General features: G+C 69.0%; 16 protein-coding genes. 7 read left to right on the top strand and 9 right to left on the bottom strand.

Translation table 11 applies throughout. From position 1 onward, the window contains the following. Positions 1–254: 254 nt before the first annotated feature. Entirely contained in the window at positions 255–1,661 is a 1,407-nt protein-coding gene (locus A5775_RS11875) for a cystathionine beta-synthase (protein ID WP_067252181.1), read from the bottom strand. A gap of 65 nt (positions 1,662–1,726) precedes the next feature. Next, positions 1,727–2,794 carry an alpha/beta hydrolase gene (locus A5775_RS11870; protein WP_067252179.1) on the bottom strand — a complete coding sequence of 356 codons (1,068 nt, stop codon included), beginning with the start codon at positions 2,792–2,794 and terminating at the stop codon, positions 1,727–1,729. Between the two features lie 233 nt (positions 2,795–3,027). On the opposite strand from A5775_RS11870, the gene A5775_RS11865 reads away from it, so the two are divergent. Beyond that, positions 3,028–4,002, top strand: a complete 975-nt coding sequence (locus A5775_RS11865; RefSeq protein WP_067252176.1) for an SGNH/GDSL hydrolase family protein — start codon at positions 3,028–3,030, stop codon at positions 4,000–4,002. A 92-nt stretch (positions 4,003–4,094) separates the two neighbouring features. Next, a complete protein-coding gene (locus A5775_RS11860) occupies positions 4,095–5,312 on the top strand; it encodes an acetyl-CoA C-acetyltransferase (RefSeq protein WP_067252174.1) in 1,218 nt (405 codons plus the stop codon). Positions 5,313–5,526: 214 nt separating this feature from the next. On the opposite strand, the gene A5775_RS11855 is transcribed toward A5775_RS11860, so the two are convergent. After that, positions 5,527–6,378, bottom strand: coding sequence for a Bax inhibitor-1/YccA family protein (locus A5775_RS11855; RefSeq protein WP_067252170.1), 852 nt, complete (start codon positions 6,376–6,378; stop codon positions 5,527–5,529). A gap of 227 nt (positions 6,379–6,605) precedes the next feature. On the opposite strand from A5775_RS11855, the gene A5775_RS11850 reads away from it, so the two are divergent. Genes A5775_RS11850 through A5775_RS11840 form a run of 3 tightly spaced genes read left to right on the top strand, consistent with a single transcriptional unit; the run spans position 6,606 to position 10,223 of the window. Continuing rightward, positions 6,606–7,643, top strand: coding sequence for an enoyl-CoA hydratase/isomerase family protein (locus tag A5775_RS11850; RefSeq protein ID WP_067252168.1), 1,038 nt, complete (start codon positions 6,606–6,608; stop codon positions 7,641–7,643). 13 nt (positions 7,644–7,656) lie between these two features. Continuing rightward, entirely contained in the window at positions 7,657–8,439 is a 783-nt protein-coding gene (locus tag A5775_RS11845; protein ID WP_067252166.1) for an enoyl-CoA hydratase, read from the top strand. 8 nt (positions 8,440–8,447) lie between these two features. Then, entirely contained in the window at positions 8,448–10,223 is a 1,776-nt protein-coding gene (locus A5775_RS11840) for an alpha/beta-hydrolase family protein (protein ID WP_067252164.1), read from the top strand. A gap of 85 nt (positions 10,224–10,308) precedes the next feature. Here A5775_RS11840 and A5775_RS11835 read toward each other — a convergent pair whose 3' ends face one another. Both A5775_RS11835 and A5775_RS11830 read right to left on the bottom strand, forming a co-directional pair. Beyond that, positions 10,309–10,740, bottom strand: a complete 432-nt coding sequence (locus tag A5775_RS11835; RefSeq protein ID WP_067252161.1) for a rhodanese-like domain-containing protein — start codon at positions 10,738–10,740, stop codon at positions 10,309–10,311. Next, positions 10,737–11,342 carry a cysteine dioxygenase gene (locus tag A5775_RS11830; protein WP_231995161.1) on the bottom strand — a complete coding sequence of 202 codons (606 nt, stop codon included), beginning with the start codon at positions 11,340–11,342 and terminating at the stop codon, positions 10,737–10,739. The genes A5775_RS11835 and A5775_RS11830 overlap by 4 nt, the downstream gene beginning before the upstream one ends. A 188-nt stretch (positions 11,343–11,530) precedes the next feature. Between A5775_RS11830 and A5775_RS11825 the strand changes: the two genes are divergently transcribed. Both A5775_RS11825 and A5775_RS11820 read left to right on the top strand, forming a co-directional pair. Continuing rightward, on the top strand, positions 11,531–11,914 hold the full coding sequence (locus A5775_RS11825; protein ID WP_197512527.1) for a lipoprotein LpqV: 384 nt from the start codon (positions 11,531–11,533) through the stop codon (positions 11,912–11,914). A 119-nt stretch (positions 11,915–12,033) separates the two neighbouring features. After that, positions 12,034–13,092, top strand: a complete 1,059-nt coding sequence (locus A5775_RS11820) for a patatin-like phospholipase family protein (RefSeq protein ID WP_197512525.1) — start codon at positions 12,034–12,036, stop codon at positions 13,090–13,092. A gap of 25 nt (positions 13,093–13,117) precedes the next feature. Here A5775_RS11820 and A5775_RS11815 read toward each other — a convergent pair whose 3' ends face one another. From A5775_RS11815 to A5775_RS11800, 4 genes are read right to left on the bottom strand one after another with little or no spacing between them, the layout of a single operon-like run. Further along, complete coding sequence (locus A5775_RS11815; RefSeq protein WP_067252158.1) at positions 13,118–13,987, bottom strand: patatin-like phospholipase family protein; 870 nt, start codon at positions 13,985–13,987, stop codon at positions 13,118–13,120. A 24-nt stretch (positions 13,988–14,011) separates the two neighbouring features. Then, positions 14,012–14,902 (bottom strand): class II glutamine amidotransferase, encoded by an 891-nt coding sequence (locus A5775_RS11810; RefSeq protein ID WP_067252154.1) that lies wholly within the window; start codon positions 14,900–14,902, stop codon positions 14,012–14,014. 27 nt (positions 14,903–14,929) lie between these two features. Further along, positions 14,930–15,403 (bottom strand): SRPBCC family protein, encoded by a 474-nt coding sequence (locus tag A5775_RS11805; protein ID WP_067252152.1) that lies wholly within the window; start codon positions 15,401–15,403, stop codon positions 14,930–14,932. 37 nt (positions 15,404–15,440) lie between these two features. Continuing rightward, positions 15,441–17,072: a long-chain fatty acid--CoA ligase gene (locus A5775_RS11800; protein WP_067252150.1), complete on the bottom strand. Its 1,632-nt coding sequence runs from the start codon at positions 17,070–17,072 to the stop codon at positions 15,441–15,443. Positions 17,073–17,302: the final 230 nt, after the last annotated feature.

Here is a 17,302-nt window from a genome sequence, read left to right as displayed (position 1 = left end):
GAGCCCCCGGGCGCCGGAGGGATGGGTGGCGGCGGGGGCGGGAACTCCTGGCCACCGGATGGCGGCTGCTGCCCGCCGGAGGGACCGGGCGACGAGGGAGGCGGCGGGTAAGCGCCGCCGGGCGGCGGTTGATCGGTCATGGGCAACCTTCCACTGCGGAACAGCTGGACGTCTCTAGCTGGACTGGCCGAATTACCGTACCTGAGCGTTTCACGGACGGGCGAGACGCGCATCGCCCGCCGGAGCCCCGCGCGCTACCGGCGCCCACTCAGTCCACGAGGCCCCTCGGAGAGGAAGCCCAGCAGGTCATAGCGGGTGATCACCCCCACCGGTTTGCCCTCTTCGACCACCATCAACGCGTCCCAATCGCGCAATGCCTTGCCCGCCGAGCTGACCAACTCGCCCGCGCCGATCATCGGCAGCGGCGGGCTCATGTGCTGGGCGACCGCGTCGGCCAATTTCGCGCGGCCCTCGAAGACGGCCGACAGCAGTTCGCGTTCGGAGACGCTGCCGGCGACCTCCCCCGCCATCACCGGCGGCTCGGCGCCGACCACCGGCATCTGGGACACGCCGTACTCGCGCAGGATGCCGATGGCGTCGCGCACCGTTTCCGACGGGTGGGTGTGCACCAGGTCGGGCAGCGCGCCGGACTTGCGGCGCAGCACGTCGCCGACCCTGGACTGCTCGGTCGACCCGTCGAGGCGGCTGCGCAGGAACCCGTATGACGACATCCAGGCGTCGTTGAAGATCTTCGACATGTAGCCCCGCCCGCCGTCGGGCAGCAACACCACGACGAGCGAGTCCGGTCCGGCTTCCTCGGCGACCCGCAGCGCGGCGACCACCGCCATCCCGCACGACCCGCCGACCAGCAGCGCTTCCTCGCGGGCCAGGCGCCGCGTCATGTCGAACGAGTCGGAGTCGGACACCGCGATGATCTCGTCGGGCACCGTGCGGTCGTATGCCTGCGGCCAGAAGTCCTCGCCGACGCCCTCGACCAGGTAGGGCCGGCCGGTTCCGCCCGAATACACCGACCCCTCGGGGTCGGCGCCGATGATGCGCACGGCCCCGTTCGATATCTCCTTGAGGTAGCGGCCCGCGCCGGTGATCGTGCCGCCGGTGCCGATGCCGGCGACGAAATGGGTGACTTTGCCGTCGGTGTCGGCCCAGATCTCCGGGCCGGTGCTGGCGTAGTGGCTGGCCGGGCCCTCCGGGTTGGCGTACTGGTCCGGTTTCCACGCGCCGTCGATTTCGGTGACCAGCCGGTCGGAGACGCTGTAGTAGCTGTCCGGATGCTCGGGCGGCACCGCCGTCGGGCACACTACGACCTCGGCGCCGTAGGCGATCAGCACGTTGCGCTTGTCCTCGCTGACCTTGTCGGGGCAGACGAACACACACTTGTACCCGCGGTGCTGGGCGACCAGGGCCAGCCCGACGCCGGTGTTGCCCGACGTGGGTTCGACGATGGTGCCGCCGCGCCGCAGCTGCCCGCTGGCTTCGGCGGCGTCGATCATCTTCACCGCGATGCGGTCCTTCGAGCTGCCGCCGGGGTTGAGGTATTCGACCTTGGCCGCCACGATGCCGGCACCGTCGGGAACGACGGAGTTCAGGCGCACCAGCGGCGTGCCGCCGATGAGGTCACTGATGTGCTGCGCGATCCGCATGCGTCACATCGTCTCAGGCGGTTTCGGGCGGCGCACAACTGCGCTGCAGGTTTCGTGCGGCGGTGCTATCCGGTCGCCTCGCGGATGTAGTCGCCGATCTGGCGCAGCGAGCGCGTGGCCTCGGGCACCATCGGCGCGGCCAGCTGGAAGTCGTGGATCTGGCCGGGCCACACCCGCACCTCGGCCGGCACGCCGACCGCGGCCAGCCTGCTCGCCGCCAACCGCGCATCGTGCAGCAACACCTCCGAGCCCGACACGTGAATCAGCGTGCGCGGCAGGCCCGGTTTGATGTGTTCCAGCGGCTCGTAGATCTCTTCGGGTTTGCCGTTGACGTTGTTCTTCCCGGCCGCGCCGGCTACCAGCGCGGCGAGGGCCTCGAACGCATCGGCGGAGAACATCGCGTCGGTGTCGATGTTGGGGTGGGCCTGCTTGGGTTCCTTCGCCAGCTGCAGCAGTGGCGAGATCGCCACCAGTGCCGCGGGCTCCTCGCCTTCCTCGAGCAGGCGCTGCGCCAGTGTGAGCGCCAGGTAGCCGCCCGCGGAGTCGCCGGCCAGCACGATCTGCTCGGGTTGGTAGCCGCGCAGCCGCAGCCACCGGTAGGCGTCGTGGCAGTCCTCGATCGCCATGCCGACCGAATTCTTGGGCAGCAGACGGTAATTGACCACCAAGACGGGTGAATCGGCGAACTTGGAGAGGGCTTCGACGAGCCTGCCGTGGGAGTTCGCCCCACAGGTCAGGAACGCCCCGCCGTGGAGGTAGACGACGATCCGGCGGCTGCCGTCGGCGGGAAGCACCCCGGGCGCGCGCACCAGCTGCGCCGACGCGTGCGGCAACGTCACCGTCTCGCGGACGGTGGCCGACGCCGGGATCAGCACCCGGGCGGTGAGGTCGATGAGACCCCACGGCCAGGGCAGGTTGGGCACGTGGCTGCCGACGGTCAGAATCGGCCGGATCGTCAGGCGTGACGTCAGGTTGGCCAGTCGCGCAGCAACGCTGGGGCCGGATTCGAGGACCTCGACCGGTGCGCCGTCGCTGATCGCGAATTTGCGCGTCTGGGCGCGGCGGGCTCGGAGGACATCATGGGCACGAACGGTGGTCTCGGACGACCCCAATACCTTGCTCGGTGCGGTCATGCTCAAAACCTCCTACGCCGTTGTAGTGCGGTACAGCATGTGACGAGGCAGCCGAGCATCTGGTTCAGACGTTTGCCGTAGCGCTCAGCCATCCCCTCGTTCCTAGCTTGACAGCGATTGCTTAGTGCAACGTATGAAATTGCTGATTTGATACCAGTTTTGCTTCGCACCGTGATCACTTCGTTTTTTCGCAGCGACCGCGCAAACTCCGGAGCGGCCCTAAACTTGAATGCGTGACCATCCGGGTGCCACGTCGTTCGGCGATCGCCCTGGCCACAGCGGGCGCGCTGGCCTCGACAGGAACCGCCTACCTGGGGGCGCGCAGTCTGTTGGTCGGCCAGGCGTCCCACGCGCGCACCATCATCCCCAAGGCGTGGGGCATCCCACCCCGCGCCGACGGCGTGTACGCGCGCGGCGGCGGGCCCGTGGAACGGTGGCACTGCGGTATGGCGGCCGACCTACACCTGATGATCTTCGGCGATTCCACCGCCGCCGGCTACGGCTGCCTGAGCGCCGACGAGGTGCCGGGGGTGCGGATCGCGCGGGGCCTGGCCGAGCAGACCGGCAAGCGAATCCGGCTGAGCACCAAGGCCATCGTCGGCGCCACCTCCAAGGGCGTGTGCGGCCAAGTCGACGCGATGTTCGTGGCCGGCCCGCCGCCCGACGTGGCGGTCGTCATGGTCGGCGCCAACGACGTGACCGCGCTCAACGGGGTCAGCCAATCGGCGCAACGGCTGGCGTTGATCGTCCGCAAGCTGCGCGCCCGGGGCGCGGTAGTGATCGTCGGCACCTGCCCGGATCTGGGGTTCATCAGCGCCATTCCGCAACCGCTGCGTTCGCTGGCGCACGAGCGGTGCCTGCAGCTGGCCCGCGCCCAGAACGCGGCGGTCCGCTCGGCCGGAGGCGTGCCGGTGCCGCTGGCGCAGCTGATGGCGCCGCAGTTCCGGGCCACGCCCGACACGATGTTCTCCGCGGACGGCTACCACCCGTCGGCGCCCGCCTACGCGCTGGCCGCCGACGCGCTGCTGCTCGCCCTGTGCGACGCGCTGGGTGAGGAGGTGGAGCACCCGCCGCTGAGCCCGCTGGCCGCGCCGGCGGCCCCGGTGCTCGGGCAGCGCCACACCCGGGCCAGCATCATGTCGCGGCTGTGGCGGCGTCCGGCCCCCGGACCTGCCCCGTCTTCGTGTCCCGAGGTCGGCAGCGACTAGATTTGTTCTCGCCCGTATCGGGGACAAACCACCCGGTGGCCAAGCGAGCCAGCCCCATCTGAGGGACCTGCAGGGATCTGAAGGGAACAACCATGCCTGAAGCCGTCATTGTCTCAACTGCTCGCTCGCCGATCGGCCGCGCGATGAAGGGGTCGCTGGTCAACATGCGCCCCGACGACCTGACCGTCCAGATCGTCCGCGCCGCCCTCGACAAGGTGCCCGCCCTGAACCCGCACCAGATCGATGACCTGATCCTGGGCTGCGGCCAGCCGGCCGGGGAATCCGGGTACAACCTGGCGCGGGTGGTGGCCGTCGAACTCGGCTTCGACTTCCTCTCCGGCACCACCGTCAACCGGTATTGCTCGTCGTCGCTGCAGACCTCGCGGATGGCCTTCCACGCGATCAAGGCCGGCGAGGGTGACGCGTTCATCTCCGCCGGCGTGGAGACCGTGTCCCGCTTCGCCAAGGGCAGCGCCGACTCGTGGCCGGACACCAAGAACCCGCTGTTCGGTGAGGCGCAGGAGCGCTCGGCCGCCGCGGCCGAAGGCGCCGACGAGTGGCACGACCCCCGGGCCGATCAGAATCTGCCCGACGTGTACATCGCGATGGGGCAGACCGCCGAAAACGTTGCCCTGCTGACCGGCATCAGCCGCGAAGACCAGGACCACTGGGGCGTGCGCAGCCAGAACCGCGCCGAGGAAGCGATCAAGAGCGGGTTCTTCGAGCGGGAGATCACCCCGGTGGCCCTGCCCGACGGCACCACGGTGAGCACCGACGACGGCCCCCGCCCCGGCACGACCTACGAGAAGATCAGCCAGCTCAAGCCGGTGTTCCGGCCCAACGGCACGGTGACCGCAGGCAACGCGTGCCCGCTGAACGACGGCGCCGCCGCGGTGGTGATCACCAGCGACACCAAGGCCAAGGAACTCGGCCTGACGCCGCTGGCGCGGATCGTGTCCACCGGGGTCAGCGGCCTCTCGCCGGAGATCATGGGCCTGGGCCCGATCGAGGCGACCAAGAAGGCGCTGGCCCGCGCCAAGATGTCGGTCAGCGATATCGACCTGTTCGAGATCAACGAGGCGTTCGCCGTGCAGGTGCTGGGCTCGGCCCGCGAACTCGGCATCGACGAGGACAAGCTGAACGTGTCCGGTGGAGCGATCGCGCTGGGCCACCCGTTCGGCATGACCGGTGCCCGCATCGCCACCACGCTGCTCAACAACCTGCAGACGCAGGACAAGACGTTCGGCCTGGAGACCATGTGCGTCGGCGGCGGGCAGGGCATGGCAATGGTGATCGAGCGGCTGAGCTAAGGCGCTGCTGGCCGCCGAGGGTGAATCCTGGGCGACCGGTGTGAAACCTGGGCTTCGAGCGTGAATCCTGGTCGGCGACACGCCGATTGGCCGCGCCGCCAGTCCACACTCAACGCCGTGGGCTCACACTCAACGGCCGCGGTGTTGAGGAAGCCCGAGGCAGCAGACAAAAAACCGGCACGCCGATCGGCGTGCCGGTTTTTGTGTGGCAGAGCTAGTCGTTCTGTAGATAACTGAGCAGACGCAGGATCTCGATGTACAGCCAGACCAGCGTCACCGTCAGGCCCAGGGCGATACCCCATGCCGCCTTGTCCGGCGCGCCGGCGCGCACCATCTGGTCGGCCGCGTCGAAGTCGATGAGGAAGCTGAACGCCGCGATGCCGATGCACACCAGCGAGAAGATGATCGCCAGCGGACCGCCGCTGCGCAGACCCAGGCCGTCGCCGCCGCCGACACCGAACATGGCCAGCACGAAGTTGCCCAGCATCAGGGCCAGCACGCCGAACAGCGCGGCGACCACCATGCGGGTGAACTTGGGCGTGACCCGGATGGCGCCGGTCTTGTAGACCACCAACATGCCGAAGAACACCCCGAAGGTGCCCATCACGGCCTCGCCGATCAGCACGCCGGCGTTGGCGCTCGACACCGAGAAGTGGGCGAAGACAAACGAAAGCGCACCCAGGAACAGGCCCTCGAGGACGGCGTAGCTGAGCACGATCGCCGGGCTGTCCTGCTTGCGGCCGAAGGTCGCGACCAGCACCAGGCCCAGGCCGCCGAGCGCGCCGATCAGGGTCAGCGGCATGGCCAGCGCGAGGTTCGACACCACCAAGAAGTAGGAGACCACGGCGGAGGCTGCCAGCACGGCCAGCGTGATGCCGGTCTTGGTGACGACGTCGTCGATGGTCAGCGGGCGCGAAGCCCTGGTCTCCTGGTACGGAGCCTGGTAGGGAGCCGCGTAGGGGTCGGCTTGGTAGCCCTGCATCGGGGCCGCGCCAGTGCCGAATTGCGCATATCCGCCCCTCTGCTTAGGCAGCGAACGAAATACCGGGTTGCTTGTCTCCCGCACCGTCGGGTCCTCTCTTATTGGCTTCGAGCTGTGCGAACACCATCTCAACGATCAGCGGCCCACGCTGGTTCCCAGCAGAGCTGGGCACTTTATGGAGTTTCTCGAGCCTTGGAAGGCTCAAGCCGTTGTCGTCGCGTTAAAGATAACCCTTACCCGCGCATACCGCGCCGGTCGCGACGATCTAGATTTCTTCCTCGAGGCTGGACCGGCGCAAGGGAGGCTACCGCGTGACCGACGGATCCGATGAGGTTCTCACCGAGGTTGACGAAAGCGTCGGCTTGATCACGCTCAACCGCCCCAAGGCGATCAACTCGCTGAACCAGCAGATGGTGGACACCCTGGCCGCCGTCCTCACCGACTGGGCGGACGACGACGCGGTGCGCGCGGTGGTGCTTTCCGGCGCCGGTGACCGCGGACTGTGCGCCGGCGGCGACGTGGTCTCCATCTACCACAGCGCCCGCAAGGACGGGGTCGAGGCGCGACGCTTCTGGCGCGACGAATATCTGCTCAACGCCCAGATCGCCGACTTCGCCAAGCCGTACGTCGCGGTGATGGACGGCATCGTGATGGGTGGCGGCGTGGGCGTCAGCGCGCATGCGAACACCCGGGTGGTCACCGACACGTCCAAGATCGCCATGCCCGAGGTCGGCATCGGCTTCATCCCCGACGTCGGCGGGGTTTACCTGCTGTCGCGCGCGCCGGGGGGGCTGGGCCTGCACGCCGCACTGACCGGAGCGCCGTTTTCCGGAGCCGACGCGATCGCGATGGGGTTCGCCGATCACTATGTGCCACACGGGGACGTCGACGCATTCCGCCGGGCGATCGTGAGCGACGGCGTGGACAAGGCGCTGGCCAAGCATGCCGTTGAGCCACCACCCAGTGAACTTGCGGCACAACGCAATTGGATCGATGACTGCTTCGCGGGCGACACCGTCGAGGACATCGTCGCCGCGCTCGGAGGCCACGGCGCGGGACCGGCTCAAGATGCCGCCAACCTGATCGCCACCCGCTCCCCCATCGCGTTGTCGGTGACGCTGGAGGCGGTACGCCGCGCAGCCAAACTGGAAACGCTGAAAGACGTTCTCGTTCAGGACTATCGGGTGTCCTCGGCGTCGCTGCGCTCGCACGACCTGGTCGAGGGCATCCGCGCACAGTTAATCGACAAAGATCGCAATCCGAAGTGGTCGCCGGCGCAGCTGGCCGCCGTCACGGCAGCCGACGTCGAGGCGTATTTCGCCCCGGTCGACGACGACTTGAGTTTCTAGAAAGGCGGCCCGGATGACAGACGCACAGTACGAGACCATCCTTGTCGAGCGCGATGAGCGCGTCGGCATCATCACCCTGAACCGGCCGAAGGCCCTCAACGCGCTGAACACCCAGGTGATGAACGAGGTCACCCGTGCGGCAGCGGATTTCGATGACGACCCCGGCATCGGGGCCATCATCATCACCGGATCGGCCAAGGCGTTCGCCGCCGGCGCGGACATCAAGGAAATGCTCGGCCTGACATTCGCCGATGCCTTCGGCGCCGACTTCTTCGCCACCTGGGGCAAACTCGCCGACGTCCGCACCCCGACGATCGCCGCGGTGGCCGGGCACGCCCTGGGTGGGGGCTGTGAGCTGGCCATGATGTGCGATGTGCTGATCGCCGCCGACACAGCGAAATTCGGCCAGCCCGAGATCAAACTCGGTGTGCTGCCCGGCATGGGCGGCTCGCAGCGCCTGACCCGCGCCATCGGCAAGGCCAAGGCGATGGACCTCATTCTGACCGGGCGCACCATCGACGCCGCCGAAGCCGAACGCAGCGGCCTGGTTTCGCGCGTGGTGCCCGCCGACGACCTGCTGGCCGAGGCCAAGGCTGTCGCGACCACCATTTCGCAGATGTCACGCTCGGCGGCAAGGATGGCCAAAGAGGCCGTCAACCGCGCGTTCGAATCCACGTTGACCGAGGGACTTCTCTACGAACGTCGGGTTTTCCATTCGACTTTCGCGACCGAGGACCAGTCCGAGGGGATGGCGGCCTTCGTCGAGAAGCGCCCGCCGAACTTCACCCACCGCTAGGACGCTTCATGAGCGAACCGGGTTCCGCGACCAATATCGACGCCGGCGACAAACCGGCGGGCGACGTCGTGGAGTCCACGGAGGCCGCCGCGCCGGCGCCGGGGCCCGCCCCTCGACTCAGCCGCGCGGCGCCCACCCTGCCATGGACTGAAAAGCCTTGGTGGGTACGCCATTACACGTTCACAGGCACCACGGTCGGCCTGATCTTCATCTGGCTTTCGTTGACGCCCTCGCTGCTGCCGCGGGGCCCGCTGTTCCAGGGGCTGGTCAGCGGACTCTCCGGCGCCATCGGCTATGGGCTGGGTGTCTTTTCGGTCTGGTTGGTGCGGTTCATGCGGGAGAAGGATCACAGCCCACCGCCACCACGCTGGGCATGGAAGGTGCTGATCCCGATCGGCGTGATCGGCCAGGTCCTCATGGCGATCTCGTTCCACGTGTGGCAGGACGAGGTGCGCGACCTGATGGGCGTGGCGCATCTGGAGTGGTATGACTACCCGCTGTCGGGAGTCTTATCGCTTGTCGTGCTGTTCACGGTCGTCGAAATCGGTCAGTTCACCCGGTGGTTGATCAGCTTTCTGGTGGGTCAGGTGGACCGGTTCGTACCGTTTCGGCTCTCGGCAACCATCGTGGTCGTCACACTGGCGGTCCTGACCGTCACCGTGCTCAACGGCGTCGTACTCAAGTTCGCCATGCGCACCATGAACGACACCTTCGCCGCGGCCAATAACGAGATGAACCCGGACAGCGCGCCGCCGAGGACCGCGCTGCGCTCCGGCGGCCCCGAGTCGCTGGTGTCATGGGAATCCCTCGGCCACCAAGGGCGCATCTTCGTCGAAGGCGGTCCCAAGGTCGCCGACCTGACCACATTCACCGGAGCCCCGGCGACCGAGCCGATCCGGGCCTACGCCGGGCTGAACTCCGCCGACGGCATCACCGCGACCGCCGAGCTGGCCGCGCGCGAGCTGCAGCGCACCGGCGGGCTGCGGCGCGCCGTCGTCGCGCTCGCGACCACCACCGGAACCGGCTGGATCAACGAGGCTGAGGCCACCGCGCTCGAGTACATGTACAACGGCAACACCGCGATCGTCAGCATGCAGTATTCGTTCCTGCCGAGCTCGCTGTCGTTTCTGGTGGACAAGGAGAACGCCCGGCACGCCGGCCAGGCGCTGTTCGAGGCCGTCGACCGGCTGATCCGCCAGCTGCCGGAAGGCCAGCGCCCCAAGCTGGTGGTGTTCGGTGAGAGCCTCGGCTCGTTCGGCGGCGAGGCGCCGTTCATGAGCCTGAACAACGTGCTCGCCCGCACCGACGGCGCCCTGTTCAGCGGGCCGACGTTCCAAAACACCATCTGGACCGATCTGACCTCGACGCGTGATGCCGGGTCCCCCGAGTGGCTGCCGATCTACGACGACGGCCGCTACGTCCGCTTCGTGGCCCGCGCGGACAACTTGGCGCGCCCCAAGGATCCGTGGGACCACCCGCGGGTGGTCTACCTGCAGCACGCCTCGGACCCGATCGCCTGGTGGACTCCGGACCTGGTGTTCAGCAAGCCCGATTGGCTGCGCGAGCCCCGCGGCTATGACGTGTTGCCCCAGACGCGCTGGATCCCCGTCGTCACTTTCCTCCAGGTTTCGGCGGACATGGCCGTGGCGGTGGACGTCCCCGACGGGCACGGTCACCGTTACGTCGCCGACGTCGCCGACGGCTGGGCGGCGGTGCTGTCGCCGCCCGGGTGGACACCGGACAAGACGGCCCGGCTGCGGCCGCTGCTGCACGCCGGCGACTAGCGTCCCGAGCAAGAAATGCGGAACCGGTGTGGTTTGGCGTTGTGAGGCCGGCAGGGCTGCGTCGAACGTAGGGCCTAGGTACGCATCAGCGGCGTGCGGCGGCACCCGCGTCTACCAGCGGGGCGCCGGTCGAATCGCCGGCCAGCCGGGTGAGCACGCCGGCGCCCGCCAACGCGTGATAGCCGCCGATGACGTCGGTGGCGCGGTGCAGGCCGATGTCCAGCAGCGCGGCCGCCGCCAGGCTGGACGTGTAGCCCTCCGAACACACGATCACCCATTCGACGTCGTCGCCGACGGCCTCGGGCAGCTTGGCCTCGCTGGTGGGGTCGCAGCGCCATTCCAAAACATTGCGTTCGATCACCAGCGCACCGGGCACCTCGCCCTCGCGGGACCGCTGGGCCTGGGGCCGGATGTCGACGAGCACGGCGCCGCGCCGCAGCGCGTCGGGCACTTCGGCGGCGGGCAAACGGCGATACCGCCGCCGGGCCGACCTCAAAACGACGTCGATGCGGCTCACGGCGATCCTTCCGGCTGGTCGGTCAGTTCGGTGCGCTGCCGGCGCAGCGTCTTGCGGTCGGTGATGTCGTAGTACGACATCGCGCTCAGGGGCGGCGAGTAGGCGTGCACACTCAGGGTCGGCTGTGCTGGGCCGGGCAACCCCGGGACCGGCACCGACACGGGTCGGGGCGCCCAGACCACGTCGTGCACCCAGCCCAGCGGGAAGCCCGCCTGATCGCCGGCGTCCAGCCGGCGGCGCCGCAAAGCCCTGCCGCCCCAACGGTATTCGTTGAGCGAGCCGGATACGACGGTCAACGCGCCCAGCGACCCGCCATGGTCGTGCAACTCGGTCGGGTGGCCGGGCACCCAGCTGATCAGCCAGATGTCGAGTTCCTCGTCGCCGTGGATGCGGGTGAACCAGCGCTGCGACTCGGGGATGCCGCCCTCGGGCAGCAGATGGTCGCAGCGCCCGCTGAGCACATCGTCGGCGGCCTGGTCGGTCGCGTGCATCAGGTCTGGCACCCGCAGCCGGGTCGGACCCGCGGACGGGGACGACACGATGCGGGGGCGCGGGGCAATCGCAGGGGTGACGGGCGCAGCCCCGGCAAGGGACAAAGACATGGGGGAGAACTCCAGAGCGAAAACGGATCGGACAGGCGGCGGCGTGTTACGGCCGACAACACTCACAAAATCCGAAGCGCTCCATCACGGCCGCCAGTGTTGCATACATTGAGACCGTGCGCTGGTGCGGCGGTCGACCCCGGCGGCGGAGCGCGGTGGTTGCCGCGGCCGCTGTGATCAGCGTCCTGATGGCGGTCACCGGCTGCTCGCACGGCGAGCACACCGGGGCGCCCGCGTCCTCGTCGGCACGGCAATCGCGCATCCCCGGTGGCCCGGGTTCGCTGCCGGCGGGCGCCGTCGGGCTCTCCCCCGGCGGCGTGACGACCAGGGTCGATGTCCCGGCGCACTCGACCGAGGAGGAGTATTACCAGGCCTGTCACGCCGCAAAAGTGTGGATGGACGGCCAGCCCAAGACCGGTGCGTCGCTACTCGAGCCCTATTTGGCGATGGTTCAGGCGTCGCCGGCGGGCACCGCGGGCAGCTGGAACGCCCCCTGGTCGGCGTTGACCCCGGCGCGGCAGGCGGCCGTGATCGTCGCCGCAAGGGCGGCCGCCAACGACGAATGCGGGTAGCGCCGCGCGCGGGTCCCCTGCCCGCGGGTTAATTACAATCACGGCTGAAAAAAGTCCCCCGCGGCCCCTCGAAGGGGCTCCGACCACCCGGCCGGCCCCGCGCCGCGCAAAATGGAGGGGTGCCTGACGAACTTCCGCGTCGATCGGCACCGACTCGGGTGGCACTCGCGCTCGGCAGCGGTGGCGCCCGCGGCTACGCCCACGTCGGGGTGATCGAGGCGCTGCGAGCGCGCGGCTATGACATCGTCGGCGTCTCCGGCTCGTCGATGGGCGCGCTGGTCGGCGGCCTCCACGCGGCAGGACGACTCGACGAGTTCTCCGAGTGGGCGAAGTCCCTGACCCAGCGCACGATTCTGCGGCTGCTGGACCCGTCCATCAGCGCGGCGGGCGTAATGCGGGCCGGCAAGATTCTGGACGCGGTGCGCGACATCCTGGGCCCGGTCGCCATCGAAGAACTGCGCATCCCCTACACCGCGGTGGCGACCGACCTGTTGGCGGGCAAGTCGGTGTGGTTTCAGCGCGGCCCCCTCGACGAGGCCATCCGGGCGTCGATCGCCATCCCGGGCGTGATCGCGCCGCACGCGGTCGACGGGCGGCTCCTGGCCGACGGCGGCATCCTGGATCCGCTGCCGATGGCCCCGCTCTCGGCCGTCAACGCCGACCTGACCATCGCGGTGGGCCTGTCCGGCAGCGAGGCGATCACCAACCGCGCGGCCGAGCCGGGCGCCACCGTCGAGTGGTTGACCCGCATGGTGCGCAGTACCTCCGCGCTGCTCGACACGGCCGCCGCCCGCTCGCTGCTCGATCGGCCGACCGCCCGCGCGGTGCTGAGCAGGCTGGGCGGCCCTGGCGGCGAGTCGGACGACTGGTCGGACAGTCCCGACGAGCAGCTGCCCGCGGCCGACGCTGATGCCGGTGAGCTGTCCGACGTGCCGAAGTTGGGCAGTTTCGAGGTGATGAACCGGACGATCGACATCGCCCAGGCCGCGCTGGCCCGCCACACCCTGGCGGTCTACCCGCCCGACGTGCTCATCGAGGTTCCGCGTTCGACGTGCCGGGCCCTGGAGTTTCACCGGGCGGTGGAGGTGATCGCCGCCGGGCGCGCGCTCGCAGACGACGCTCTGGACTCGTTGGAAGCCGGGCGCGACGATGCCGCACCGCCCGCGATCGACCGCTAAACAACTTGTGCGACAAGCGAACCCGTCATAACCCCAGGAACCGGGCGACGGCCGTGGCTTCGCGGCGGCCCTGCACGCGCCCGGCCAGGGCCGCGGGGATGCGGCAGCCCGGATCCAATGGGTTGGGCCCGAAGGCGCTCAGCGAATCGCCGTCGACGAAGACCGCGAGGGCGGCGCCGGCGAATGAGGAGATCTCCGCGGCCGGCCCGGCGCCGAAGGGCGACGGCGCGTCGACGCCCGAGGGCACCAGCACCACCGCCGCATCACAGTCGGCGGCCACCACCAGGTTGACCGAGCTGGCCACCCCGCCGTCCATGTAGTGCCGGCCCGCGATCGGCACCGGCGGCCACGCCCCGGGCACCGCGCAGCTGGCCGCGACCGCATCGACGAGGTCGACACCGGACTCGCGGTCGAAGACGGTCAGTTCGCCGGTGGCGACGTCGATGGCGGTGAGCCGCAACGTCCGGTCGGGCCAGTCGTGCGACGGCAGCCGCTGCGCGATCACCCGACGGCGCACCGGCGCGGGAACGGTTTGGGTGGCCAGCGCCACGGCCCCGATCCGCTGCATTTGTTGGCGGGTCTTGTCCAGCGGTTCCTCGTACGGGGCGGCCAACGACGTCAGGAACAGTTCGGTGATGGCGTCGACGTCGACCCCGGAATCGATTTCGGCGGATGACTCGGCGACCTGCCGGTCGAACAGCTCCTCGAGCGTGTGGCCGCTGCCGAGCTGCGCGGCGACCGCCGAGCCCGCCGACGTCCCGACCAGCACATCCGACTCGATCAACACCCGGGCCGCCGCCGGCGATTCGTCGGCGATGCCACGCAGAACACCTGTCTCCCAGGCGATTCCCGCGATCCCTCCACCGGCCAGCACCAGGGCGCGTTTGTTTGTCACGCTCACCAACTCTGCCAAACGAGCTCAGACCGGCCGCCGGGTGCTCGGCAGCGCGTGTTGCGAGTCCTGCACCGGCGCGCTCAGGTCCTCGCGGCGCAGCGGATGCTTGGGCGGGTCGGGCAGCACCAGGCTGCGGGTGACGCGCAGCCTGGCGTCGACGTGGATGAGCTCCCCCGGCTCGAGAAGGCGCCATCGCGGGTCGCCGTCCATGCGTTCGGTGGCGAACACCACCGACGAGCGCGCGCACAGGTGCTCCGAGCGCGCGTGAATTCGTATGGTGTGCAAGTCGAATTCGGGATCCTGGGACGCCGCACCGTCGGATCGATCCAGGATGTAGAGCTCGTGGGTCTGCGGGTAACGCAGCGCCCACATGTCGGTGGCGGTGCTCAGCAGCACGTTGACCGCGTAGATCGGAACGTGCTCGGCCAGCCATCGCATGGCGTCGACGAGGCCCGCGGTGATGTCGCCGTCGCGGGCCCGGATCGAGCCGGTGATCAACGCGAACACCCGCTCGGAGTCGGTGTCGCCCAATACCAGGTCGTCGGTGCCGACCTCACGCAGCCGCGCGTCGATGATGTCCAGCCCTTCGAGGACGCCGTTGTGCGCGAAGATCCGGCCGTCCTGCAGGAACGGGTGGGTGTTGCGGATGTCGAGCGATCCGGTGGTCGCGTAGCGGACATGGGCGATGACGGTGGTGCCGGTCATCCGATGCGCCTCGGTCGCGAATGCGGCGTCCTGCCAGGCCGCTATCGGCTCCTTGTAGAGGTGGGGCAGTGCGTGCTCGTCGAAGAGGCCCAGCCCGGTGCCGTCCGGGTTCCTCCGGCTCTGTTCGGACAGGCTGTCCGGCGCGTCCAGCAGCCAAAAGGTTGCCGTGCACGCGTGCGTCCCGGCGTGCAGGCCAAAGAGTCGGCACATGCCTTCAGACCGTAATGGTCCGCGGTCTCAGCCGGTCAGCAAGGCCGACAGGTTGGCCAGCGCCCGCCGCGCGTAGCCCTTCCACATCCTGCCCAACAGCGGAAGCGCCCAGGCCGTTCGCCGCGATTTCGGATGGATGTCCCAGCGCCAGGTGATCTCGGTGCCACCCGCCGCCGGGGTGAAAATCCATTCGCCCACAACGTGATCGACCAGCACCGTCATCGGGCCGGTGACCTCGCAGAGCCGGTAGCCGAACGACCGGGGCGGGTCGACGCTGGTGAGTTCCTCGCGCATGGTGGCGCCGCCGGCCAGGTGCACGACGCGGGTCTGACCCGCCGCGTCCCAGGCGCCCGTCTGCTCGCGCACGTCCCTGATCGGCGGGAACGGGCCGTACCAGCGGTTGAAAAGCGTGGGCAGCGGCAGCGGCAGCGTCCTGCCGAACGCGTCGTGTACCGCGACCGGCGTGACGACGGATTGATCGACGACGAGTGAATGTGTCACTGCCTCAAGCCTTTCCCTCGTGTATGCCTGCTCGGCGCTAGTCGCGCGCCTCGATCACCTGGTAGCCCTCGTCGGCGTATCGCGACCGGATGGCTTTCTTGTCGTATTTGCCGACGCTGGTGCGCGGGATCTCGTCGACGAACGTCCACCGCTCGGGCAGCCACCATCGAACGACCTTGTCCGCGAGGAAGGTTCGCAGCTGCTCCGCGGTGACCGACCCGCCCTCTTTGGCCACGATCACCGCGAGCGGGCGTTCCTCCCAACGCTCGTCGGGAACGCCGACGACCGCGGCCTCGACGACATCGGGGTGGCCGATCAGGGCATTTTCCAGCTCGACCGAGGAGATCCATTCCCCACCGGATTTGATGACGTCTTTGGCCCGGTCGGTCAGGGTGACATAACCGCGGCTGTCGATGCGGCCCACGTCGCCGGTGCGCAGCCAGCCGGAGTCGAACTTCGAGTCATCGCGCCCCAAATAGTAGGAGCCGGCGATCCACGGGCCGCGGACCTCGACCTCACCGACGGCCTCGCCGTCGTTGGGCAGCACCTGGCCGTCGTCGTCGACGATGCGCATCTCCACCCCGCAGACCGGTTGGCCCTGTGTCCCGCGGAACGCCCAGTGCTGGTCCTCCGGGGTTCCCGGCGGCGGCCAGGCCATGGTCGCCAGCGGCGACGTCTCCGTCATGCCCCACAGCTGCCGGATCTGCACGTCGTGCTTTTCCTCGAAGGTCCGCATCAGCGATACCGGGACGGCCGAGCCGCCGCAGACCACCAGCCGCAGCGACGACATGTCGTGGTCGGGGTCGTCCTCGAGGTGGTGCAGGACGGCGTTCCAGATCGTGGGCACCGCGCCGGTCACGGTGGGCCGCAGGTCTTCGACCATGCCGACCAGCGACCGGGGGTCGAGGTGGCGATCCGGCAGCACCAAGTCGGCGCCGGCCATCAGCGCCGCATACGGCAGTCCCCAGGCGTTGGCGTGAAACATCGGCACGATCGGCAGCACGCTGTCGGTGGCCCCGACGCCGATCCCGTTGGTGGTACACGCGCCCATGGTGTGCAGGTAACTCGAACGATGGCTGTAGACCACGCCTTTGGGGTTGCCGGTGGTGCCGCTGGTGTAGCACATCGCCGCCGCGGAGCTCTCGTCGATGTGCGGCCAGTCGAAGTCGGCCGGCTGCCCGGCGATGACGTCGGCGTAATCCAGCACGGTCTTGCCCGATTTCCGCAGCAGGTCGGTGTCGCCCTCGCCGACGGCGATCACGGTGTGCACGGTCTTCAGGCTGGGCAGCACCGGCCCCAGCACTGCGATCAGCGAGGCGTCGACCAGCACCACCTGGTCTTCGGCTTCGTTGGCGACATAGGCGATCTGTTCGGGGAACAGGCGGATGTTGAGGGTGTGCAGAACGGCGCCCATCGAGGGCACCGCGAGGTAGGCGGCCAGGTGCTCGGCGTTGTTCCACATGAACGTCGCCACCCGCTGGTCACCGGTCACCCCGAGCCGACGCAATCCATTCGCCAGCTGGGCGGCCTGGCAGCCCAGTTCCCGATAACTCGTGGTGCGGTAGCCGTCGCCGGTCGCGGTGGTAACGGTGCGGTCCCCGTGAACGCCGCAACCGTGGCGCATGATCGCGGTGATCGTCAACGGATAGTCCTGCATCGTGCCGTCCATTGATGTACCGCCTCACTCTCCGCGCGGCACCGTCCGTGCCAGTCCGTGAAATGCGGCGCCCGCATTTCGGGCCGGCGGCGCCGCCGACCGCTTCCCACCCTAAGCCCGAATTCGGCGATCGTGACAGACATCACCCGCGGCCACGACCGGCGGCGTGGATCCCGTTCGCCCGGCAGGGCTTTGGAAGCAGCACGATTTCGACTCTTCGGTTGAGCGTGCATCCTGGGCGG

The organism is Mycobacterium sp. 852002-10029_SCH5224772, from assembly GCF_001667315.1.
Lineage (GTDB): Bacteria > Actinomycetota > Actinomycetes > Mycobacteriales > Mycobacteriaceae > Mycobacterium.
Note: the sequence above shows the minus strand (reverse complement) of the source record. Positions and strands in the feature narration are given on the sequence as shown.